23 protein-coding genes are annotated in these 22762 nt (G+C 40.6%); 9 read left to right on the plus strand and 14 right to left on the minus strand.

Going from position 1 to position 22762, the window contains the following annotated elements:
- Window positions 1-29: 29 nt before the first annotated feature.
- Window positions 30-401, minus strand: coding sequence for a hypothetical protein (locus tag CWD77_RS01310; RefSeq protein WP_101071427.1), 372 nt, complete (start codon window positions 399-401; stop codon window positions 30-32).
- A gap of 84 nt (window positions 402-485) precedes the next feature.
- Entirely contained in the window at window positions 486-740 is a 255-nt protein-coding gene (locus CWD77_RS01315) for a Smr/MutS family protein (protein ID WP_101071428.1), read from the minus strand.
- A gap of 136 nt (window positions 741-876) precedes the next feature.
- Between CWD77_RS01315 and CWD77_RS01320 the strand changes: the two genes are divergently transcribed.
- The gene (locus tag CWD77_RS01320; RefSeq protein WP_101071429.1) at window positions 877-1224 is read left to right on the plus strand and encodes a DUF3127 domain-containing protein; all 348 of its coding nucleotides are present in this window, start codon (window positions 877-879) and stop codon (window positions 1222-1224) included.
- An 87-nt stretch (window positions 1225-1311) separates the two neighbouring features.
- Complete coding sequence (locus CWD77_RS01325; protein ID WP_101071430.1) at window positions 1312-2793, plus strand: histidine kinase dimerization/phosphoacceptor domain -containing protein; 1482 nt, start codon at window positions 1312-1314, stop codon at window positions 2791-2793.
- Here the strand turns inward: CWD77_RS01325 and CWD77_RS01330 are convergent.
- Entirely contained in the window at window positions 2790-3200 is a 411-nt protein-coding gene (locus CWD77_RS01330; protein WP_101071431.1) for a DUF4296 domain-containing protein, read from the minus strand. The genes CWD77_RS01325 and CWD77_RS01330 overlap by 4 nt on opposite strands.
- On the minus strand, window positions 3197-3922 hold the full coding sequence (locus CWD77_RS01335) for an SDR family oxidoreductase (RefSeq protein ID WP_101071432.1): 726 nt from the start codon (window positions 3920-3922) through the stop codon (window positions 3197-3199). The genes CWD77_RS01330 and CWD77_RS01335 overlap by 4 nt, the downstream gene beginning before the upstream one ends.
- Window positions 3923-4005: 83 nt before the next feature.
- Between CWD77_RS01335 and CWD77_RS01340 the strand changes: the two genes are divergently transcribed.
- Entirely contained in the window at window positions 4006-4746 is a 741-nt protein-coding gene (locus CWD77_RS01340; RefSeq protein ID WP_165779045.1) for a type III pantothenate kinase, read from the plus strand.
- Here the strand turns inward: CWD77_RS01340 and udk are convergent.
- Window positions 4743-5366, minus strand: a complete 624-nt coding sequence (gene udk, locus CWD77_RS01345) for a uridine kinase (protein WP_101072902.1) — start codon at window positions 5364-5366, stop codon at window positions 4743-4745. The two genes, CWD77_RS01340 and udk, sit on opposite strands and share 4 nt — an antisense overlap.
- Window positions 5359-6621 (minus strand): N-acetylmuramoyl-L-alanine amidase family protein, encoded by a 1263-nt coding sequence (locus tag CWD77_RS15600; RefSeq protein WP_206017923.1) that lies wholly within the window; start codon window positions 6619-6621, stop codon window positions 5359-5361. Before CWD77_RS15600 ends, udk begins: the two co-directional genes overlap by 8 nt.
- A 176-nt stretch (window positions 6622-6797) precedes the next feature.
- Here CWD77_RS15600 and CWD77_RS01355 point away from each other — a divergent pair, with 176 nt between their 5' ends.
- Together CWD77_RS01355 and CWD77_RS01360 are read left to right on the plus strand one after the other, a co-directional pair.
- Window positions 6798-9806, plus strand: coding sequence for a hypothetical protein (locus CWD77_RS01355; RefSeq protein ID WP_101071434.1), 3009 nt, complete (start codon window positions 6798-6800; stop codon window positions 9804-9806).
- An 11-nt stretch (window positions 9807-9817) separates the two neighbouring features.
- Window positions 9818-10861, plus strand: coding sequence for a mechanosensitive ion channel family protein (locus CWD77_RS01360; protein WP_101071435.1), 1044 nt, complete (start codon window positions 9818-9820; stop codon window positions 10859-10861).
- A gap of 1 nt (window position 10862) precedes the next feature.
- Here the strand turns inward: CWD77_RS01360 and CWD77_RS01365 are convergent, their stop codons facing one another.
- The 4 genes from CWD77_RS01365 to CWD77_RS01380 all read right to left on the minus strand — a co-directional run bounded on the left by CWD77_RS01365 (window position 10863) and on the right by CWD77_RS01380 (window position 12773).
- Window positions 10863-11273, minus strand: a complete 411-nt coding sequence (locus CWD77_RS01365; RefSeq protein ID WP_101071436.1) for a hypothetical protein — start codon at window positions 11271-11273, stop codon at window positions 10863-10865.
- Between the two features lie 2 nt (window positions 11274-11275).
- Window positions 11276-11716: a hypothetical protein gene (locus CWD77_RS01370; protein ID WP_101071437.1), complete on the minus strand. Its 441-nt coding sequence runs from the start codon at window positions 11714-11716 to the stop codon at window positions 11276-11278.
- A gap of 85 nt (window positions 11717-11801) precedes the next feature.
- Window positions 11802-12581 (minus strand): SDR family NAD(P)-dependent oxidoreductase, encoded by a 780-nt coding sequence (locus CWD77_RS01375; protein ID WP_101071438.1) that lies wholly within the window; start codon window positions 12579-12581, stop codon window positions 11802-11804.
- Between the two features lie 6 nt (window positions 12582-12587).
- A complete protein-coding gene (locus CWD77_RS01380) occupies window positions 12588-12773 on the minus strand; it encodes a hypothetical protein (protein ID WP_101071439.1) in 186 nt (61 codons plus the stop codon).
- Between the two features lie 179 nt (window positions 12774-12952).
- Between CWD77_RS01380 and CWD77_RS01385 the strand changes: the two genes are divergently transcribed.
- Window positions 12953-13426 carry an OsmC family protein gene (locus tag CWD77_RS01385; protein ID WP_101071440.1) on the plus strand — a complete coding sequence of 158 codons (474 nt, stop codon included), beginning with the start codon at window positions 12953-12955 and terminating at the stop codon, window positions 13424-13426.
- Between the two features lie 3 nt (window positions 13427-13429).
- On the opposite strand, the gene CWD77_RS01390 is transcribed toward CWD77_RS01385, so the two are convergent.
- The 3 genes from CWD77_RS01390 to rsmB form a co-directional block, all read right to left on the minus strand.
- Window positions 13430-13918 carry a hypothetical protein gene (locus tag CWD77_RS01390; protein ID WP_101071441.1) on the minus strand — a complete coding sequence of 163 codons (489 nt, stop codon included), beginning with the start codon at window positions 13916-13918 and terminating at the stop codon, window positions 13430-13432.
- Between the two features lie 130 nt (window positions 13919-14048).
- The gene (locus CWD77_RS01395; RefSeq protein WP_101071442.1) at window positions 14049-16748 is read right to left on the minus strand and encodes a valine--tRNA ligase; all 2700 of its coding nucleotides are present in this window, start codon (window positions 16746-16748) and stop codon (window positions 14049-14051) included.
- A gap of 91 nt (window positions 16749-16839) precedes the next feature.
- On the minus strand, window positions 16840-18159 hold the full coding sequence (rsmB, locus tag CWD77_RS01400) for a 16S rRNA (cytosine(967)-C(5))-methyltransferase RsmB (protein WP_101071443.1): 1320 nt from the start codon (window positions 18157-18159) through the stop codon (window positions 16840-16842).
- Window positions 18160-18370: 211 nt separating this feature from the next.
- Here rsmB and CWD77_RS01405 point away from each other — a divergent pair, with 211 nt between their 5' ends.
- The 3 genes from CWD77_RS01405 (at window position 18371) to atpC (ending at window position 22109) form a co-directional block, all read left to right on the plus strand.
- The gene (locus tag CWD77_RS01405) at window positions 18371-19990 is read left to right on the plus strand and encodes a Na/Pi cotransporter family protein (RefSeq protein WP_101071444.1); all 1620 of its coding nucleotides are present in this window, start codon (window positions 18371-18373) and stop codon (window positions 19988-19990) included.
- Between the two features lie 218 nt (window positions 19991-20208).
- Window positions 20209-21696, plus strand: a complete 1488-nt coding sequence (atpD, locus tag CWD77_RS01410) for a F0F1 ATP synthase subunit beta (protein ID WP_101072904.1) — start codon at window positions 20209-20211, stop codon at window positions 21694-21696.
- 17 nt (window positions 21697-21713) lie between these two features.
- Window positions 21714-22109: an ATP synthase F1 subunit epsilon gene (gene atpC, locus CWD77_RS01415; protein WP_101071445.1), complete on the plus strand. Its 396-nt coding sequence runs from the start codon at window positions 21714-21716 to the stop codon at window positions 22107-22109.
- A 58-nt stretch (window positions 22110-22167) separates the two neighbouring features.
- Here the strand turns inward: atpC and CWD77_RS01420 are convergent, their stop codons facing one another.
- Window positions 22168-22644 (minus strand): energy transducer TonB, encoded by a 477-nt coding sequence (locus CWD77_RS01420; RefSeq protein WP_101071446.1) that lies wholly within the window; start codon window positions 22642-22644, stop codon window positions 22168-22170.
- Window positions 22645-22762: the final 118 nt, after the last annotated feature.

Raw genomic sequence — 22762 nt, forward strand, 5'->3', positions numbered from 1 at the left:
GATAAACAGCGTATGATAAAGTAAATTGTCTAAACTCGACCAATGATATCATCAAGAACGGAGCGATTTCTAACTGCGCTGATTATTCCGGCTCCCAGAATCAATACCTGTACAATTGGATCCAGCATGCTGATACTCAAGCCGAGCATACCGGCACCTACACCAAAAAACACGTTAAAGAGGTACCGAACCAAAAAGTAGAAAACATTTAGTATAGCCACGGTAACAATGAATATCAGTATTCGATCGGTATATTTACCGGTGTGCTGTTCCCTAATTTCCTGTTGCCGGTTTTTTTGCTCCCCGGTTTTTAGCTCACGTTTTAGTCTGTTGAGTTCTTCTTTCTTTTTTTGCTCAAGCCGTCGTTTTTTGGCTAATTTCAAGCGCTCCTGTTCATCCATTTTTTTGAGAATAAGTGTAAGTCATCGATCAAAAATGATGAAAATCTGCAAAAAAACAAGTTGTCATATCAATTTTTATATCTGCTAAAATTTAAAGTAGACAAACAGTCTCCCAAAATTTTTACTGTCTTTGTCAATCCGGTGATATTTCTGTTTGATGTGTTTTTGATCCAAAAATTTTAAAACGCGTTTTTTTAATTGTCCTGATCCTTTTCCCGGAATAATTTCAACTGTTTTGATTCTTTTTTCAATGGCTTCATCAATAATGTTTTCCAATTCACGATCAATTTGATCTCCTTTATTATAAATATCGTGCAGGTCGAGTTTGAGTTTTGCCATGATAGATAGTTTTATCAGTTTATTAATTCATGAAAACTGCAATGCATGTTCTGAAATTCGGTTAATTCCCGTTATTTTGTAAATCGATTCTCAAGTATGTTACATTGATTTTAAAATAGATAAACCAAAAGAGATTATGGACCTTCATATTACGGGAAAAGTTATAAAGATATTGGAAGAGCAATCCGGAAAGGGTAAAAATGGTCCGTGGAGAAAGCGGGATTTTATTCTTGAAACTCCCGGAGAATATCCGCGAAAGGTATGTATTACACAGTGGGGTGATCAGATCGATAAAAATTCGGTTGTTCAGGATGAAACGGTGACTGCATTTATTGATATTCAAAGCAGAGAGTACAAGGGAAATTGGTATACAGATGTTAAAGCCTGGAAAATTGAGAAGGGAGCTGCGGCACAGGGAGGAGAACCAGCCGATGATGTAGTGATTGATTTTGGTGCCGAAGGTGATGACGAGGCTCCATTTTAAATCACTAATTTGATTAAATTTTCTTCCTCCATCATATTTCATTTAATTAGTAAGAGATAATATTGTCTACAATCAATCGGGGAACCATTGCATACGATTTCTAAAAAAGGGTTGGCATATTCGTTGCCGGTAGTCCTGGGACTCTTGATCATTTTCTACTATGGCTGGAGGCAGGATCAAAATCAGTTGAGAGAGGCTCGCATTCAAACGATCGAATCAACAGCCGGTTTGTTAAAAGAGTTGATTGAAGAGACTGTCAATGAGAATTTACTATTGGTTGAAAATCATAAGGACAGAGTAGAGTTTACAAAAGGGGAGTACTTCAATAATTTTGAATTTGAGACCAATCTGCTACTAAATGTAAAAGAAGACTTCCTGTTTTTTGAGTGGATTGATGCTGACGGTGAAATTATAATCATTGAGCCATTTGAGAACAATTCGCCAGCCGTTGGATTAGATATCCTTGAACTGGATTATAGAAGAGATGAGTGGTTAGAGATGAAGAGAGATTCGTCAATCAATATGACCCCCTGGACCGATCTGGCACAAGGTGGCGGAGCTTTTTTAGTGGATGCACCACTTTATTATAACGATCAGTTTCATGGTTCGCTCACGGTAGGAATGGATTTTACGGATGCATTTGAAAGTATTATGGCCGGGAGAGATATATTCAACCTGGAGATTTGGGATGAGAATGGAGAGGTATTTTTCACGTATGGAATTGACGAAGTAGAGAGCGATCAAAATTACAGCAGCACTCAGTCTCTTAACTTTATCAGTGGCTCGGATAATGAATGGACAATGAGGTTATCAGCCAATGAGAACCTCTACTCGGGTAGGTCATTTGTTTTTAATCAGTTGGGACTCTTTTTTAGAATGCTGATTGCGGTGCTTTTTGGCTTTACCATCTACTTTATGATGGTAGCTTATCGGGCCAATAGGCGGAATTTGCAAGCTTTAAAAGAGAAGGAAGTACTGATATCAGAAATTCATCACCGGGTAAAAAATAATCTGGCTGTTATCTCCAGCCTGATAGATCTTCAAAGAATTGATTCAGACGATCCAAAATTGATTGATTCACTGCAAACAACTCAAAACAGAATACAGTCGATTGCAGGTGTCCATGAATTACTTTACCGTTCAGATACTCTGTCGGAGGTGCCTTTTGAAGAGTATTTAAATAAACTGATGAAAAAGCATCTGGATGTATATAATAACGGTGATAGTCATATCAATGTTAATATCGACAGTCAGATAAATTCTCTAAATATTAATCAGGCTCTTCCACTGGGAATTTTGATGAGTGAATTAGTAACCAACTCGTTCAAACATGCTTTTAACGACAATGAAGAGGGAGAGATCAAGATCAATATTACTGGGGATCAGGACATCATCCGTGTTTACTATTCCGACAACGGCCCGGGCTTTAAAAAAGAGTTTTTTGAAACAAGTACAGGTTTGGGAGTGACTATCATCCGAACACTGCTTGTCCAGCTGCATGCAGAATATGAGCTGGACTCTGAAAATGGATTTAAATTACATTTTACCTTTAAACGCGACGATCGTTAGTTCTCCGGATTATTATTACGGTTTCTGATCTGCTTCCGAATTGAATCAGGATCGATACGATTTTCATCTCTATGTCGCCTTTCCGCGGCCTGAACAGAATCCCGTTCCGTTCGCAATCTGTCCTGAATAATTTTAACTCGACTCATTTGAGCGTCAATATCAGACTGGTAATACTCATGTGCTTCATTAAATTCACTCTCACTTACATTGTAATGAGCAAAAATCTCTTCACGTTTTTCCTGTTTTGTCATCTCACCGAGTAACTGCTCGTTCATTTGGTTCAGTACGGAGAGTTCGGTAACCAGTTCGATATATAGATCTTCGTTAATCACTTCCGGTTCTTTCTCACAGGAGATAAAAGTGAATATCAGAACCGAAAGGATGAGAGCTGTGTATGAGAATTTCACTCTTTAATATCTGGATTTTTAGGATTTAACGGACGCATGGTTACTTCGTTGATCAAAAGATTGTCGGGTGTCTCCAAAAGATGAACCAGTGTATCCGCAACGTCTCCGGGCTGCATCATATTGGAATGAGTTTCACTTCCCACTTTATCAAAGAAATCGGTTGCAATGGAACCCGGGAACATGGTTGATACTTTAATTTTATCATAACGAAGTTCCTTGAAAAGTGCTTCACTGAAACCGCGAACACCAAATTTGGTGGCATTGTAACCGGAAATCTGTGGATTGCCCAATAACCCTGCAACGGATGCAATATTGATAATATGACAGTGATTCGGATTTTGTTTCATCAAGGGTACAATTACACGAGTCAGGTAAAAAATACCATTTAGATTGGTATTTACCATTGTATCCCAATCTTCAACGGAAAGGTCATCCACATTTCCAAACTTGGCGAGTCCGGCGTTGTTTACTAAAATGTGAGGTAGGTTTTTATCATCAGTAAACTGTTCAGTAACCCACGCTTCAACGTCCTGATGTTTTGTGACGTCCATCTGTACCGGAATAAACTGTTCACCAAGTTTACTTTGGATCTCTTTTAATTTGTTTAGTCGCCTTGCCAACCCATAAACAGTTGCACCTTTCCTGATTAATTTTTCTGAAAATGCTGTACCAATACCGCTGCTGGCTCCGGTTACAATTGCGATCTTATTTTTTAATTCCATTATTCGGGATCAATTTTTCGTTAACTTTGTTGTTTGATAATATAAAACATCACCGGCACCAATCATTCCGAAAAACAGAAAATATGACCACTTTATTTCTTGATATTGGAAACTCCCACATCAAATTAGCAGAAAAACAGGGAGTTAAATGGGAGGTTGTTTTCAAGGCATCAAACGGATCTCTTGAAGGATTGACAGAAGTGGTGGAACAATACCCCGATATCAATTTAATGGTAGTTTGTTCCGTTCGCGAAGACGTTCTAAATAAAATTTTAGATGTTCTCAACTTCATTGATGTGAAAGTTTTGACAAGTTCTCTGATCGATTCAGTTAGCCTCGATTATGAAACGCCTGATACACTTGGCATGGATCGTTTTTTAACCTGCTACGGTGCAGTTTCCGTAACGGACCACGATGTCATTTGTGTTGATGCCGGAACGGCATGTACGGTAGACTGGATGACAAATGAAGGTATTTACAGGGGGGGAGTCATTATGCCGGGTTTAAAACTCTTTCATGAAATGATGGAGAGAAAATTACCCGAATTGCCTTCTGTTGACTATTACATTCCTACTCAGTGGCCCGGAAAATCAACGAAACAATCCGTTCAATGGGGAACCAGCGGCGGTTATCTGGTGGTTATAAATGGATTTATCCGAAAATATTTAGAAATTATTGAGGGAGAAACGGACTTGTTTCTGACCGGTGGGGATTCTCTCTATTTGTCAGAAAATCTGGATTCATCACTGAAAGTTCACCACCGTCCACATCTGCTGTTTGATGGTATGGAGATGTTCTGGAAAGATTTGGAAAGGCTGGATTAACTGGAAAGTTTTCCCTCAATAAGCGCAATTACCATCTCGAGTGCTACCAGGTTTTCACCTCCTCTTGGAATGATAATGTCTGCATATCTTTTGCTTGGTTCTACAAACTCAAGGTGCATAGGGCGCACAAATTTCTCATACTGGTTAAGTACTCCGCTCAGGTCCCGGCCTCGTTCGTTGATATCCCGTTGTAATCTGCGGAGAAGTCGAACATCTCCGTCTGTATCTACAAAGAGTTTGATGTCCATCAGTTTTCGGAGTTCTGGTTCGCTGAAAATTAAAATACCATCAACAAGTATGATTCGATGGGGCAGTGCAGTAATGGTTTTTTCTGAACGCGTGTGTTTTACAAAATCATAAACCGGAATATCGATTTTATAACCGTTGCGAAGTGCATCCAGATGACGGATCATTAATTCCGTTTCGAGTGCAGATGGGTGATCAAAATTTTGTTTCGTACGCTCTTCAAAAGGCAAGTGACTTAAATCCCGGTAGTATGAATCGTGCTGTAAGAGAAGAACTCTGTTTTCGCCAATCGATTGAATGATGTTACTAACTACCGTCGTTTTACCGGATCCACTTCCACCTGCTACTCCTATGATCAGAGGTTTTTCACTCATTACTTGCTTGATTTCCCCGGTCGTTTCGGATGCTTTTGTCATATTCTAATTTAAAATCTCTTATAGCTCGGAATATTGCGGATGCCATGATCGTCTGGCCATATTCACTATTTAAGAATCTTGCTTCAGTTGGATTGGATAAGAAACCCAATTCAATCAGAACAGCCGGTGTGGATGCGTGCCATAGAGCTTCAAGTCCGGCTTGTTTCACACCTCGCGAGCGACGTTGCGCCCTGTTCTTGAATTGATTTTCCACCATTGAGGCAATTCTTTCGCTGATGGCAAGGTTTCCGGTATTAGTTAGTTCGTAGACCAGTAACTCTTCTTCACTTAAATCAAGGGATCCCGGACCGTTTTCCAGGTCAACAACACTGTTTTCTCTTTTCATCACTTCAAGTGCTGATTCACTCCGTGCCAGCCCCAGAAAGAAAGTTTCCGTTCCGTGAGCCGAAGGTGAATTGGGTGCGGCGTTTACATGAATGGATACAAACAGGTCACCTCGATTTCGAGTTGCTGTGAGCCCACGTTCACTTAAAGGTACAAATGTGTCATCATTACGGGTGTATACAACTTCAACATCAGGAATATGTTCTTTGATATACTCTCCAACTTTAAGAGTAACAGCCAGGGCTATATCTTTTTCATGAAGTCCCATCGAACGGTTTTCGGTGCCCGGGTCATGTCCTCCATGCCCGGCATCCAGAACAATAACATTGAAATCCATATTATCGCGAAGACGCAGGAATGTATTGTCTTCGTCCTCCCCATTATTTCGGGTTGGATTTACGTATCCATAGAGAGACATGTCAATTTCATCAGAAGCATCCGCAATTTCGTCTATTTCGGATGATGATACCCGCTCGAGAGCAAGAAGCAAATCTCGGCCATTTTGATCGGTGTAACTTCTGGCTTTGAAATACTGACCGGCGCTCAAGGATATTTCTACTCCCATTCCTTCGGCTGCAGGAAATAGTTCAAAATCATTAAATGTACTTGTAGATGGAGGTGAATTGAAATCGAGGGTGTCAAGTTCGGGTGAGAAGAGAATCAGCTGAATTCGGTCAGAAGATGGTTGTGATACTTTTACCGAATCCACCATTTCTGATAAATGATAGCGTACTACAAAACCTTTACCGTCACTCCGCTCTGCAATAGAAATTCTATTCAACTCTTTTTGAGCAAAAGCCGGATCAGAACTGAATAGCAGACCTGTGGTAAAAAGCAGTAAGAGAGGGAACAGAAAATGCCTCTTCATGGTAACGAATCTCAAAATTTTATGCTGCCTGTGTGATGATTCCTAAAGGTAATCAAATTTTGCTGTTTAGTATAATAAATACAAATTAAGAGTAGATGCGTATCTTTTTTATAAATAAAAGTTTTGTACTATATCACAATTCAAACGAGCAGTATAACACTTCAGTATAAGTGAGAATGAACAAAAACTATCCATCAGTTGCAGAATATCTGCATAAACAGATTGAAGAAAAATTTACAGTTAAGACGGCAGAGTTCAGAACGGAGTTCAGAAGTGAACTGCTTAACTGGTTTCAGACTACATATAAGGAGATTCTGAGCATCAAAAAAGATGATGAACTCAGAAATAAAAGAGTAGTAGACACTCTCAATAAAAATATCTCTGATCTGAAAAATGTTATTGAAAATTACGGTAAAAACCAGTGGTCCGATCATTGGAATACATTGATAAATGATCTGACAGAAGAGCTTCCCGAAACGGTAGTTGAGTATCAGTCTGAAGATCGCTTTGAAGCAAAGGAAGAAGATTCGTTTCGGCTCAAATCTTTGAAATCTCTAAAACGTGGTCTTCGCATTGTTTCAGCTCCGTTTAAAAAAGATAAAAAAGGCTGGAAACAGGTTATACAACTCAGAAAAAGCATCAGGTTAAAGTTAACCGGGCTTTCAGGTTTGCCGGAAGATTTATTAGCCGAAGAATTTAAGGTTATGGCTGATGCACTGGCAAAATTATTGGAAAAAGAACCTGAGAAGAAAATTGAAAAAGAAGAGGGTGGAAATAGTTCAGCAGAGGGAGAAGGAAATAAAGATTCAAAACCGCCAAAGGCTAACGAGCAGAATGCCGGATTTAAATTTCAGGTTTTAGAAAAAATTGAAACTCATCTGCAGGAGGCTATTTCCATTCTAAAAAATGTAGAACCGGAGGATTCCGTTTTACAGATAGTAATGGATGAATGTTACGATATAGCTGTGAAAAGCGGCACAGTAGAAGAGAACCGCAAACTTTTGGAGCCTGACTACTATGAGGCAAAACTGGCTTCAAAAAAAGTGACGTTGCAAAAATCACAAAAAGATTGGCTGATCTATCTGAAATCTCAGTACTCCGATTTTGCCATTCAGATTGAGATTGCAAGATTCGCATTTCTTGCAGATAACGCAAAAGGGGAGATTTTAAATTTTACACACCGTTTTTTTCGCGATTATTGTTACCTGCCTCTTGAGAAAGGTGTCACCAAAATTAAAGAGATTGCCGGTAGACTGAAAGAACAGAAGTCGGAAAAACTCTCATCAAAATTGGTTGAAGAGTTGAGATCTGATATATGGGAAGAGCTTTCTGAAAAGCTAATGAATGAGATGACCGGTGATGAAAACCAGCGTCATATCATCAATCAGATCCAAAAAACAATTACCGATCTGCAGCTGGGTTTTTATAATTTTACCGATCAATTTACGCTAGCAGAGAAGCGTTCGATTGAGGGAAACAAACCCCAGGTGACCACGGACACGGTGAGTTGGAAGAAGCTGGCTACTCGATATGTTCAGGAAAATGCACTTCGCGACATGGATCCTGAAAAAAGAGAGTGGGAAACGTTTCTGAAAGAGATCATTTCTGAAACCGAAGAGGCCATTCAAATTGTGGATGTGAACCTGCTTACGGCAAAAGAGTCGGAAAAGGACAAAGAGGAAGATCAGTCAGTTCTTGAGATAGCCATCAGTGGGGCTGAACGTGCCATAAACCAGCTTGAAGCGGCCATTAAAAAAGTTCGTGAACGTCAGAATTCATATGAAAACGTTGTAAAAGTTAAATTTCCCGGAGCAATTCAAACCCTTGCCGAAACGATGCTGGCAAGATCGTACACCGAACTTGAACTTCAGGATAAAGCACTTCAGGTTAAGGCGAAAGCATACAGCTGGCAAGAAAGGGGAGAACGTATCTATTACAAGATACTTGAAAAAGGGGAATTACTTCGCCGATTCGCAGTTCTGAAGCTGAAGGAAGTAAGGAAATTTGCAGCAAAATATCTTGGGATTTCTGAAGGAGGGGCAGCGGTTAGTACTACAGAAAAAAGAAATCTTGCTGAATATCTGGCACAAGTTGATGTGCACCTCAATTTTCCTTTTGTCTATAAACGATTATTCAGCTCTGATTTCGATATCGATGATCGATTTTATACACCTCCTGTTGGGTTATACACACTTTTTGAACAGTCTTATGAAGATTGGACTCTGAATATAGATACAAATTTCTTAGTAGTCGGGGAAAGAGGAAGTGGAAAAACCCTGGCGCTTAACGTTTTGAAACAGAAGTTTTTGAAAGATCAGAAAATTAATACTGTTCATTTCGATCAAACCATTTATACAGAAAAAGAACTCTTGAAATTGTTTTGTGATGCATTTGGGTTTGAGAATACTGAAAATAGGGATGAATTGATCCAAAAAATTAAGCGAAAGAAAAAGAGATCGATCTTAGTTGTTGAGGATATCCAAAATACATTTGTGAGGAATATTCATGGATTTGAAGCGATTGAGAGTTTCTGGGTAATTATGACGTCAACAAGGGATCAGCTCTTTTGGATGGTTACCTGTTCTGCTTTTGCATGGAACTATTTCATTAAGGTTTTTAGTGCAGATCAATATTTCTCTCATACGGTACAAACAGATAAACTGGATCGCGAAGCAATTGAAAAATCCATTTTATCGCGGCATAAAGCAACCGGTTATGAATTGAAGTTTGAGGCTGGAGCTGCTACACAAAAAAGCCGGTCATATAGAAAATTAATGTCCAACGATAAGGATATTCAAACCTATCTTCATGATCAGTACTTCAGTCGTTTGGATAAAATTGCAGAAGGAAACATGTCGATTGCCATGATCTTTTGGTTACAGTCGATTAAAGAATTTGACGATAAGTATGTAACTCAGCTTCCAACCGAAATTGCCGATGTAGATAAACTGGAAGTTCCTTCAAGGGAGGTGCTTTTTACGTTATCGGCTTTGGTTTTACATGAATTTCTCACTGAAGAGGAAGTTTCATTTGCACTGCATCAGGATTTATCAGACAGCCGTTTGATGCTTGCACGTCTGAAAAGTAAAGGAATTGTGCAAAATACTGAGCATGGGTACAATTTAAATCATTTGGTTTATCGTCAAATTGTTCGGTTACTCAAACGTAGAAATATCATTCATTAGGGAGGAGAATCATGAAACATTTCCATCATTTTAAGGCGCTTATTTTCTTCTCCTTATTTATGGGAGTCTCAGCACTGATCTTAACCGGTTCGGCTTTAGATACAGGTGCTCAATTCGAAGAAGTGAGCACAACTTTACCTCAGGCAACCGTGGAGACTCAAACTATATCAGGCGCAGAGCAGTCTGCATCAACTCAAGCTGCCGGCCAAGCAGAAGAAACGGGAGAAGATGTAGCGGAGGAAGTTCAAAACGAAATCACCCAAATACGTGAGCTCATCTCGATCAGTAAGGTGATTTACACACTGATAATCCTGTTTCTGACCTATTTCATCAATAAGTATCTTACACTTATTCTGGATAATATGTCAGAAAAAGCTACAAATTACCGACTCTTTATTAAGCGCCTCGCTCCGATTAGTCGAATCGTAATATGGTCATTTGCCATATATATAATCATAGCAGGTATCATTTCCCCACCATTTGAGACGGTCATCGCAATAGGGGCATCCGTGGGTATAGCTGTTGGTTTCGCATCTCAGGATATTTTAAAGAATATCTTTGGCGGAATTATCATTATTCTGGATCGTCCTTTTCAGGTGGGCGATAAAATTGAGGTGGGTGTACACTACGGAGAAGTAATTAATATCGGATTAAGATCATGCAGGGTGGTTACTCCGGACGATTCGATAGTCTCAATACCAAATGCGGAATTGATGAACCATTCGGTATCAAATGCTAACTCCAGTGCGCTCGATTGTCAGGTTGTAGCAGAAATTTATCTGCCGGCCACAGTCGACATTCAACAGGTTAAAAAGATAGCTTATAAAGCAGTTTATGCCTCTTCGTACACTTTTTTGAATAAGCCTGTAGACATTATAGTACTCAATGAAGTAGAGAACAGATATTTTGTTTATAAACTACGTGTTAAAGCTTATGTAGTAGATATTCGGTATGAATTTTTCTTTAAAAGCGATTTAACGGAAATGATTGTAGCGGAATGTAATCGGTTGGGAATGGTACCATTAACTATACCATCAGAGAAGGAGAGTAACTAAATTACATTTTGCTCTCTACTTCACCGGGATTCCAGGCGTACATTCCCTCACCAAAGCAGGAACCATTTCTAATGGCAATTTGAGGTTCAGTAGCAACATCAGCCGTTGAAAATCCTCCGGATTCCTCATTTCTTGCAGCATCAAGTTCGTTATATTTTTCAACAAGATTTTCCAATTTTTCCTGGTCTGTATATTCCTTGGAGTAGACTAGAAATCCCCAAGGACCGCCTGCAGGTTTGGAGCCAATGGGCATCAAGGCACATTGATCGATGGATTCGGCTTCAGCATTTCCTATCAATTGATCAATCTCTTTTGCAATCTCTTCAATGGATTTTTCATTTTCACCGGCCGCACAGGAAAACAGCAGCAAACTGCTGCTAAATATAAAAAGTGTAAGTGTAGAGAGGTCCATAATTAATTGTTGATGTTGTTTCGTTCAAGAATGTCTCCTGGATTCCAGGCGTATCCATTTCCATGACAGCTTCCGCTCTCGAGTGAGAGGGTGGGTTCTGTTGCATAATCACAGGTTGATCCGTAGCCTTCCTCTTTCATACGGATCTCATCCAGTTCGTTATATCTGTCTACAAGTTGTTTGAGGTTTTGTGCATCACTAACCTCTTCTGAGTAGACAAGATATCCCCAGGGACCGCCACATGGTTTTGCACCGATTGGTATTACCTGGCAGCTACTTAAATTTTCTGCTTGTGCATCTCCGACTTCCATATCGATAAGGGTCGCAATTTCTTCAATGGTGAGTTCTTCAAAATTATCTGTAGAAATTTCTTCACAAGATGCTGTAAGAATTAAGATTAATAAAAATGCAGAATAGAAAAGTAAGTTGTAAAGATATTTCATATGCCAAAACTGTTTATGACTCTTCAGTTTACCTACGATCGTAGTTCATAAATATTATACCAAAACTGCGACAGTTATGGCAATTCTACTTTCGCTCTTGAATTTTTCTAACAGTTGCTGTAACCCATTTTTTGGGCAGAATTCTTACAACTTTGGACATCATTTTATTCATAAACCCGTGTACCGCAACTCGCTTTCCTTTTTTCATGGCTTTATATCCATACTCTGCAACATCTTTAGAGGTTGGCATGGGAAAGCGATCCATTAATTTAGATTTTTCCATATTGGCAGTTGCCTGAAATTCCGATTGGGTTGGCCCGGGACATAGCGCTGTTACCTTTATTCCATATTCCTGAACTTCATTGGCAATGGCTTCACTAAATGCCAGTACATAATGCTTGGTTGCATAGTAGACACTCATGAGAGGCCCCGGTTGAAATGAAGCCGTGGATGCAATATTCAGAATGGCTCCTTTTTTACGATCAATCATTGATGGGAGAAAAAGTCGGGTGAGATGAGTTAAAGACTTAATATTGAGATCAATCATAGTGGCGGTTTTCTGCCAATCACTATCGTGGAAAAGTCCATAATCTCCAATACCGGCATTGTTGGCCAATACATTGATCTGAATATTTTGATCTTCACAGTATTGGTAAATATTCATTGGAGATTCTGGCAGTGATAGATCAGCGGTAATAATGTTTACTTCTGCTGAAGATTTGTCTTCTAACTCATTTTTGAGTTCTATTAGGCGATCTTCACGTCTTGCGGTAATAACTAAATCATATCCATCACCCGCCAGAATTTTGGCTAACTCCAAACCTATACCACTTGATGCACCTGTAATTAATGCGGTTTTCTTCATCTACTTTTATTCGCCTTTATACTTGTAGATTGTCCAGGCTGTAAGACCCAGCAAGACGGTTGCAGAACCTACAAGCAGTGCCAAATTCACATCTCTCTGTATTCGTTCAGCACGATCCAAATATTCGGAGCCGATTCCTTTTTCAGCGATTAGTTTTTCAAGCTCTTCCCGAGACAAATCTTTAAGCTTCATAATAGTAGTCCGTTAAGTTTTAAATTCAATTTTTGATCAATTCTGCTTATCTACTCACTTTCATAACATGCAGCATTTTACGAGAGTTCAACTCTTATTGTCAGGGATGTTGAAAAAGAGTTATTCCACTTTTTGTATGGATAGGTGTAAGATTCCATAAATCAATTTGTTTAAAAATTATGTCCAACTACATAGCAACTATTCGATGGAACCGAAATGGTGCAGCTTTTTCAGATCAAAAATATCAGAGATTGCATACCTGGTCATTTGAAAACGGAATGACGATGAATGCTGCCGCCTCACCCAATATTGTTCCTGAAACTTGTACAGATTCTTCAGTGATTGATCCTGAAGAGGCGTTTACAGCGTCTGTTGCAAGTTGCCATATGTTATGGTTTTTATCTATAGCAGCCGGCAGAGGTTATATCGTTAATCAATATTCTGATCCGGCTGAGGGAGTATTGGAGAAGAATAGTGAGGGTAAAATGGCCATGACGAAAGTGATTATCAGGCCAACTGTAGCATTTGATTCAGAAAATGCACCCGATGAAAATGATTTTATCAAAATGCATCAAGTAGCTCACAGTAAATGTTTTATTGCAAACTCGATAAAATCAGAAATAGAAATTATACCAAAATTGGTATTAGAATAGAGATTAGGAGTCTGAGTTCAAGCCTTTTACGCCGGCAACTTTCAGACAATACATGAGTGATAGTCCATAACTGACGTGCATAATAACACCTGCAAGCAGAATTTTACCGGGAATCCAGGTGTCCATATAGAATAACCCGAAAGAATCACCTGCCGCTGATGAGACCAGTGGACCAACAATTACACCGGAAAAGATCGAAATCAAAATACCATATATAAATCCCTGTACAATCCAGTTTCCGGGGACTCTGATCTGCAGCGATACAACCCAAAACAACGCCATTAATATACCACCAAGGATATAGGCTGCATTAGCCCAGGAAATGGAGTAAACTTCGCTGCCATGAACATGATTCAGACTTTGGTCGATGAGGTAGGCGATGTCGATGGTAGGTAAACCCAGCCCACCTTGCAAAAAAGAAACCATTGCCATGATGAAAGTTGCAATGAAACCGGAAATAACGGTACGCCAGAATATATTTGAGCTGATCATAGAGAGTCCTGTAAGTGAATAAGCCTGTTTAGGTTGCAGAAGTATACATTGAACATCGCAACCATAAGATGACGAAAATTTTAATTATCCCGAAATTCTAAACATCTAATCTTCCTATTAGCATTTAGGGTCATCCATTAAACTCTTCGAGCTGCTTTGCCAGTTTTTCCAGATCAGTCTCAGCATCTGCTTTTTTCTGCTTCTCTTTTTCAACTACTGCATCCGGCGCATTATTGACAAAACCGGCATTGGAAAGTTTTTTCTCAACACCTTTCAAAAATCCCTGTAACCGGTCAATCTCTTTCTGAATACGGTTTCGCTCTTTTTCCAGGTCAATCAAGCCTTCAAGTGGAATGTAGATCTCAGATCCATCCACAACTGCAGCAGCTGATGCTTTAGGTTTTTCGGAACCTACATCAAATGTGATCTTCTCAACGGGAAGAAGTTTGCTGTAGATCCACTCAGCCGAACGAAGCTGCCGGGCAAGGTCATCGTTTTTTGGTTTGATAATAATGTTTAGTTCCGCTTTGGGCGATAGATTCATTTCCGCCTGAATATTTCTTATTGCAGAGATCTGATCCTGAACCGTATTGAAAAGTGATACAGAACTATCAAACGTTTCATTCTTAATTTCAGGCCATGAACTCACCGTTAATGCCTCATCATCCGATCGACTTTGAATACGCTGCCAAATCTCTTCTGTGATAAATGGCATGAATGGATGCAGCATTTTCATCAGCATTTCAAAGAATCCGAGAGCTCTTTCCAGATTCTCTTTTGGCATGCTATCACCGTACTGATCTGCTTTACACACTTCGATATACCAGTCGCAGAAATCATCCCAAACCAGCGAGTAGATTTTCTTCAGAGCTTCATTGAGACGGTATTTGGAAAAATCATCTTCCATATCCCGCAGTGTAGACCGGATACGTCCTATCATCCACTTATCTGCCAGATTCTCAGGGTCAATTTCTGTAGTAGGTGCATATTCGACGCCATCTTCCATATTCATGGTTAGGAATCGAAACGCGTTCCAAATTTTATTTGAAAAGTTACGTCCTTGTTCACAAAGTGCTTCATCAAATAGAAGATCGTTTCCGGCAGGAGAGGCAAAAAGCATTCCCACACGTGTTCCGTCAGCGCCATACTTTTCGATTAGCTTCAACGGATCGGGTGAATTCCCAAGAGATTTAGACATCTTACGGCGTTTTTCATCCCGAACAATCCCGTGGTAGTAGACGTTGCTGAACGGTTTCTCACCGGTAAAAGCGTAGCCGGCCATAATCATCCGAGCTACCCAGAAAAACATAATTTCAGGTGCTGTTACCAAATCCTGAGTAGGGTAGTAGTACTCGAGCTCTTTATTTCCTTTTTTGTTTTTGATGAATGCCGGATCAAAAACGGACATGGGCCAGAGCCACGAGCTAAACCATGTATCAAGCACATCTTCGTCCTGACGTAGATCTGAATCGCTCAGGGCAGAATTTCCTGATTTCTCTTTGGCTTTTTCAAGGGCTTCGTCAGCCGTCCTGGCAATCACATACTCTTCTTCGCCATCGCCGAAATACCAGGCCGGGATACGGTGTCCCCACCAAAGCTGACGAGAAATACACCAATCGCGAATATTCTCCATCCAGTGCTTGTAGCTGTTTTTAAACTTAGCGGGATGGAACTGAATCTCGTCGTTCATCACGTTGTCGAGAGCCGGTTTGCTCAGCTCGTCCATTTTGCAGAACCACTGAAGGGAGAGACGCGGTTCAATGACGGCATCTGTTCGCTCAGAGTACCCAACTTTATTGGCCATCTCTTCAACTTTCACCAGCAGTCCGGCTTCTTCCAGATCTTTGATGATAAGTTTTCGGGCTTCGAATCGATCTTTGCCAACGTAGTGTTCGGCAACTTCAGCGACGGTTCCGTCGGCATTCAGCATGTCGATAATTTCCAGGCCGTGCTTTACACCGATCTCGTAGTCGTTCTGATCGTGAGCAGGAGTGATTTTCAGGCAACCGGTTCCATACTCTTTATCCACATACTCATCTGAAATGATTTTTACTTCACGGTTCACCATCGGGATAATGACAGATTTACCGATCAGGTGAGTATAGCGATCATCATCCGGATTTACGCATACAGCCGTATCTGCTAAGATGGTTTCAGGCCGGGTGGTAGCAATCGTGATATACTCATCCGAATCCTTAATCGGGTAGCGAACGTGGTAGAGTTTAGATTGGACTTCTTTATGTATAACCTCTTCATCACTCAGTGCGGTTTGAGCAGCGGGATCCCAGTTCACCATTCGCTGTCCGCGGTAAATGTAACCTCGATCATATAACTCTATGAAGCAGTCTATAACCGATTCGTAGAGTTCATCTTCGAGCGTGAACCGGGTACGCTGCCAGTCGCAGGAAGCACCCAATTTACGTAACTGCTGTAAAATAATTCCACCGTGTTCATCCGTCCAGTCCCACGCGTGCTTCAGAAATTCATCGCGTGATAGATCACTCTTCTTAATTCCCTTTTTCCGAAGTTTTTGGACAACTTTTGCTTCCGTTGCAATCGAGGCATGATCTGTTCCGGGCACCCAGCAGGTGTTTTTTCCAAGCATTCGTGCACGGCGTACCAAAACGTCCTGAATCGTGTTATTGAGCATATGCCCCATGTGCAGCACACCGGTAACGTTTGGTGGCGGAATAACAACTGTGAATGATTCACGATCGTCGGGCTCTGAGTGGAAAAAGTTGTTTTCTTCCCAATAAGAGTACCACTTATCTTCGGTTTCGGATGGGTCGTAATGTTTTGGAATGTCTTTTAAACTATCAAATGAACTCATATAAACTTTTCATTCAGGTAAACATAATTACTTCTTTAGGGCAAATAGTACAGTATTCAAATATTCTGATACCTGAATACTGTTTTAAAATCTATTTCACTCTTTTCAATCGTACACCAAAGTGGCCGTCGCAGCCGTGGATGTGCGGTAATGTTTGATAGGCATATCCATCTTCAACGAGTACCTCTTCCGGCAGAAATTCATCCAGCTTTTCAAGCTCGAAGTTGTCGTATTTTTCGAGGAATTTTTGAATCTGTTCCCAGTTCTCTTCAGGTTCAATTGAACAGGTGCTGTAAACCAATCTTCCGCCTCGTTTTACGTGATTCGCTGCTTCATCCAACAGTTCTTCCTGTAATTTCACGGAATTTTCGAGCTCTTCTTCTGTGCGCTTCCATCTTAAGTCGGCTCGCTTACTTAATACACCGGTTCCGGTACAAGGTGCATCGAGGAGTACTCCGTCGGCAAGCTTTAAATTCAGGTCACGAACATCATCCTGCCTAATTTTAATATTTTCAGCTCTGTAGTCCATTGCACTTTCAGCCAGCAGTTCAAGTCGTTGAGCACTGATGTCAACAGCGATAATACTGCCTTCAGCATTCATCATATCGGACATTACGATACTCTTGGTTCCCGGTGCCGCACACAGATCGTAAATGGTTTCACCCGGTTCGGGCTCTAAAATAGTTGGGGCGAATCCGGCTGCAATATCCTGAACCAGGCAGATGCCTTTTTTGAGCAGATCTTTTTCGATAAACGGAGCAACAGAATCTACTTTATAGTAACCCGGCAGCCATTCACTCTCATCAAATGGAATGTCGAGTTTCTCCATGCGGAGTTTAAAGTTCTCAGTTTTGGTACGAAGATTATTAACACGTACATAATAAAACGGTCGTTGATTATTGGATTGCATCAACTGAAAGGCTTCTCGCTCGCCAAACCTTTTTACCCATCGTTTAACCATCCACTCGGGGTGAGAGAAGGTCGTGGCAATCAGTTTTGTTCTGTCTTCGAAAGCCGGTTTTGGCAGATTATCGATATCTCTCTGGATATTGCGCAGAATGGCATTAACCAGATCACCCGCTTTAGATCCCAGTCTGAGTTTTGCCAGTTCAACGGCTTCGTTGATAGCGGCGTAGTCGGGTGTTCCATCCATGAATAACATCTCGTAAAGACCGAGACGTAAAATGTTTTTTAATACAGGCTTCATTTCATCGATGGTAATACTGGAATATTCACCAATGATGAAATCCAGATAACTTCTTTTTCGAAGAATATTCTGAACGTATTCTCTTACCTGTGCACGCTCTCTTGGTTCAAGGTCGTTGGCCAGCGAATAGTTCAGGCTCTTCTTGTCATCAAATATTTCCAGTAATTCAATGCTGACTGATCGTGCTGTTTGTTCCGTATCCAATGGTTTTCCCCGGGTTTAAAAATTCAAATTTCTGCAATCCGAAGCCGATTTAAATAGGCTAATTGTCGAATTTTAAAGAGTCTTAAAGATAGTACTTTGATATACTTTTTGCTAATAGATGATTGGGATAAAATTGAGCATTTATCGCTCTTTGATATCCATTGGTTCTTCTTAATTTCTGATAACGATATTAAAACAGCAGATCACTTTCATGAGCTTCTTTTCACAGTTTGAATTATGGACCTTCTTTGCCGGATTGGGAATATTTCTGTTTGGCATGCATATGATGGAAGAATCGATCCGGATTTTGAGTGGAGCAGCTTTTAAATCAATTATCCGCCGGTCGACAGGTACCCGTGTAAAAGCGATTTTTAGCGGGATGTTTAGTACGGCTATTCTTCAGAGCAGCTCGGCTGTATCTCTAATGGTTCTGGCTTTTGTGGGCGCAGGAATATTGAATCTGGTACAAGCTATATCCGTGATGATGGGGGCGAAAATAGGAACAACGGCAACGGCCTGGGTTGTAGCGGTTTTTGGATTTAAGTTTAATATCGAGGTCTTTTCACTGCCGATGATCGGAATTGGTGGGTTGGGAATGATCGCATTGGCACGCTCTCCCAAATATGTCAATATCAGTAAATTTCTGGTGGCATTCGGGTTTTTGTTTATGGGTCTGGATTACATGAAGTCGAGCGTAGACCAGGTTTCAAATGTAATCGACTCCGAAATTTTTACCGGCTATGGAATCCTTGTCTACGCTCTGGCGGGTCTCGTACTGACGGCAATAATGCAAAGTAGTTCAGCCACAATTGCCATTGTTTTGACGATGCTTTTCAGTGGGGTTATTGATTTTTCTGCTGCAGCTTCAATGGTTATTGGTGCGAATGTAGGCACCACTGTTACAGTGATTTTGGGAGCGGTTGGGGGAATACATACCAAAAAGCAAGCGGCAGTCAGTCAGTTGATATTTACCACCGGAACGGCATTTTTAGCTCTTCTATTACTCCCAGTTCTTACCTGGATTGTATTGGATCTGTTTTCATTTAATGACAATCCGGTACTGGGCCTGGCTCTTTTTCACTCCCTGTTTAATATTGGAGGAGTTTTGCTCTACTATCCCATCATTCCTCAGCTGGCCAAAAGAGTGGAGTTGTGGATACCGGAGAGGACGGTTTCGTTAAGCAGCTATATTCATAAAACAGATCCGGAAATTACGGAAGCCGGTTTGGTGGCGTTTAAAAAAGAAATTTTATGTCAGCTACAGTATACATTGAGTTTTCTAGAACCAATTTTCAGATTAAATAAAAGTAAACAGAGAATTGATTACTCTGACCTGGAGCGCTATCACGCCGAAATATTTGAGTACTATACAAACCTTCATAAAGAGGACCTAAATCAAGAGATAGCCGAGGATTTAGATAAGCTGTTGAGGGTAAGTCGTAGCTTTATGAATAGTTCTAAAAATTTACATGAGTCGGTTGATGAACTCAAGGTATTAGAGAGTGAGACTGATGAAGTTCACCAAAAAGCCAGTAATTTAATTAAGGAGAGAATAGAGTTACTTCTTCAAACCGGGAGAATGCTGGATGTGATTGAAACAGAAGAGAGACGGAATGAAGTAATATCAGCCGTTGAAGAGCTATATCAGTTCATCGAGAGTGTGGATAAGGAATTTATTAAAATGTGCTCAACGGCAGTTACTGAAGCTGATTTTAAAAAAGTTGAAATCACATTTTTGTTAATGCTTAACCGTGTGATTACACAATCCTGCCGAATGATTGTATTTGGAATGAGAACACTGCTTTTAAGTGAAGAAGAGCAATCCAAATAGACTTCATTCTTTGAAATTCTGAAGATTTCAATGAGTGCCCAAATCAAATATTAATTGATGCGATTCATCTTTGATTTTTGGGTAAGAAGTGGGTAACTTTTTTAGCTTTCAATGAGGAGGTGAAAACCGGTAAAGATTCCGGTCAGTCTATGCCCGTTGAAAGGAACAGTATAACAGTTTACAATACGCGTAAAGACACAAAAAACGATTATAATCGAATGAATAAAGGAACTGTAGCACAAGTTATTGGCCCCGTAGTTGACGTTGACTTTGGTAGAGGTGAGCTCCCCAAAGTGATGAGCGCACTCTATATTGAGCGCGAAGACAAAACAAAATTATATTTAGAGGTTGCACAGCACCTTGGAGAAAATCGCGTTCGAACGATCGCGATGGACTCTACAGACGGCCTTGTACGAAATACAGAAGTAGTTGATACCGGAGCCCCTCTCTCTATGCCGGTTGGTGAAGACATCCGCGGCAGATTATTCAATGTTGTGGGTGAAGCTATTGACGGTATTGAACAGCCTGAAGGAAAAAGAAGTTATCCAATTCACAGAGAGGCACCTAAATTTGAAGATCTGGCAACAAGTTCCGAAATGCTTGAAACCGGTATTAAGGTAATTGACCTTCTCTGTCCATACGCCAAAGGTGGTAAAATTGGACTATTTGGTGGTGCCGGTGTTGGTAAAACGGTATTGATTCAGGAGCTGATTAACAATATTGCGAAACAACACGGTGGACTTTCAGTATTTGCCGGAGTGGGTGAGCGTACACGTGAAGGGAATGACCTTCTTCGTGAATTCCTCGAATCCGGAGTTATCAAGTACGGCGATGAATTTATCGAATCCATGGAAAAGGGAGAGTGGGATTTATCTAAAGTGGACATGGATAAGCTGAAAGAATCTCAGGCTACTTTGGTATTTGGTCAGATGAACGAACCACCGGGAGCTCGTGCTCGAGTAGCGCTCTCCGGACTGACCGTTGCAGAGTATTTCCGTGATGAGGTTTCCAAAGATATTCTACTTTTTATTGACAACATTTTTCGATTTACACAGGCCGGTTCTGAGGTATCTGCGCTGTTGGGACGTATGCCGTCTGCGGTAGGTTACCAGCCAACATTGGCCAGTGAGATGGGTGATCTTCAGGAACGTATTACTTCAACCAAAGATGGTTCTATTACATCAGTTCAGGCAATTTATGTACCTGCCGATGACTTGACTGACCCTGCTCCGGCTACAACATTCTCTCACTTGGATGCGACAACGGTATTGAGCCGTGCGCTGACACAGATTGGTATCTATCCTGCTGTAGATCCGCTCGATTCTACATCACGAATTCTGGATCCAAAGGTTGTTGGGGATGATCACTATGATACCGCTCAGGAAGTAAAAGAGATTCTGCAGAAGTATAAAGATCTCCAGGATATCATCGCCATTTTGGGTATGGATGAACTATCAGATGAAGATAAACTGGTTGTAAGTCGTGCACGTCGTGTACAGCGATTCCTAAGTCAGCCGTTCTTTGTAGCTGAACAGTTTACAGGCCAAAGCGGTGAGTATGTTAAGATTGATGATACCATTAAAGGTTTTAAAATGATTCTTGAAGGTGAATTAGATCATCTTCCTGAAAACTCTTTCCACCTTGTGGGTACGATCGAACAGGCTCAGGAAAAAGGTGAGAAACTGCTTGCAGAAGCTGAAGCTTAATCAAACCGGAGAATACCGTGTCTAAAACATTTCATGCACAAATACTGACGCCCGAAGGATCGCTTTTTGACGGTGACGTAGAGGGCGTACAGGTTCCCGGCAAAAGTGGAAACTTTCTAATGCTTTTTAATCACGCACCAATCGTGTCTTCACTCGGTGTGGGTCGTGTTATCATTAAAAAACCGGATAACAGCGAAACGGTTTATGCCGTGAGCGGTGGCTTTGTGGAGATGAATGATAACAAGATGACCATGTTGGCTGAAAAAGCTGAAGAAGCATCAGAAATTGATGTGGAAGAAGCGAGAAAGCTTCGGGCAGATGCAAAGGAGCGGTTAAAGGATGTGAAAAACGATCGCGAAAAAGCTGAAAAAGACCTGGCTATTGCTGAAAATAAACTGAAGATTGCTCAGTAGTTTTTTAAGAACTGACTTTTTAAACCCCGATCTGTGAAAACAGGTCGGGGTTTTTTATTTAAAAATTGACCGGTAGTGCAAAAAGGGTTGAAACCGGTTTGCCATCAACTTTTCCCGCGGTGAATTCGGTTGAACTTATTGTAATTTCTATGAGATCGGAACAATCATTTGATTCTTCAAGGTTGGATTTGATTTTTGAAATATTCCCGTTCTCATCAATCACAAAACTGTAGACTACTTGCTCATCTTTTAAAGTTGCACAGTCAACTGAAGAATTACGATTCACTGTCATAGAAATACGTTGCTGGAGATCTCTCATTCCTTTTACAACACTTGGAAACTCATCAACGAAAACCCATATTTCATTTCGCTCGCTCTCATCAATCCAGTTATGTTGATCAGTTCTTTCGGAATTCTCCTCATTAAATTGAGCAATTGTTTGTGGTTTTGTTGGGATAGTGGGTCGAGTTTCTGTTGATTTGCAAGCCGTTCCCATCAGAATGAGAGTGAAGGCATAGAGAATGAAATATTTCATGGAATTACGATTGTGTTTTGATCTTCACCTAAGGAAAGACTGGAGATACCGTGAATGCTTTTTCTCATCTTTTTGGCTCGTTTTGAAACCAAGGTTGATTTAATTCGTGAAAACATAT

Origin of the sequence: Rhodohalobacter barkolensis, assembly GCF_002834295.1 — a bacterium.
In the GTDB taxonomy this organism is placed as follows: Bacteria; Bacteroidota; Rhodothermia; order Balneolales; family Balneolaceae; genus Rhodohalobacter; species Rhodohalobacter barkolensis.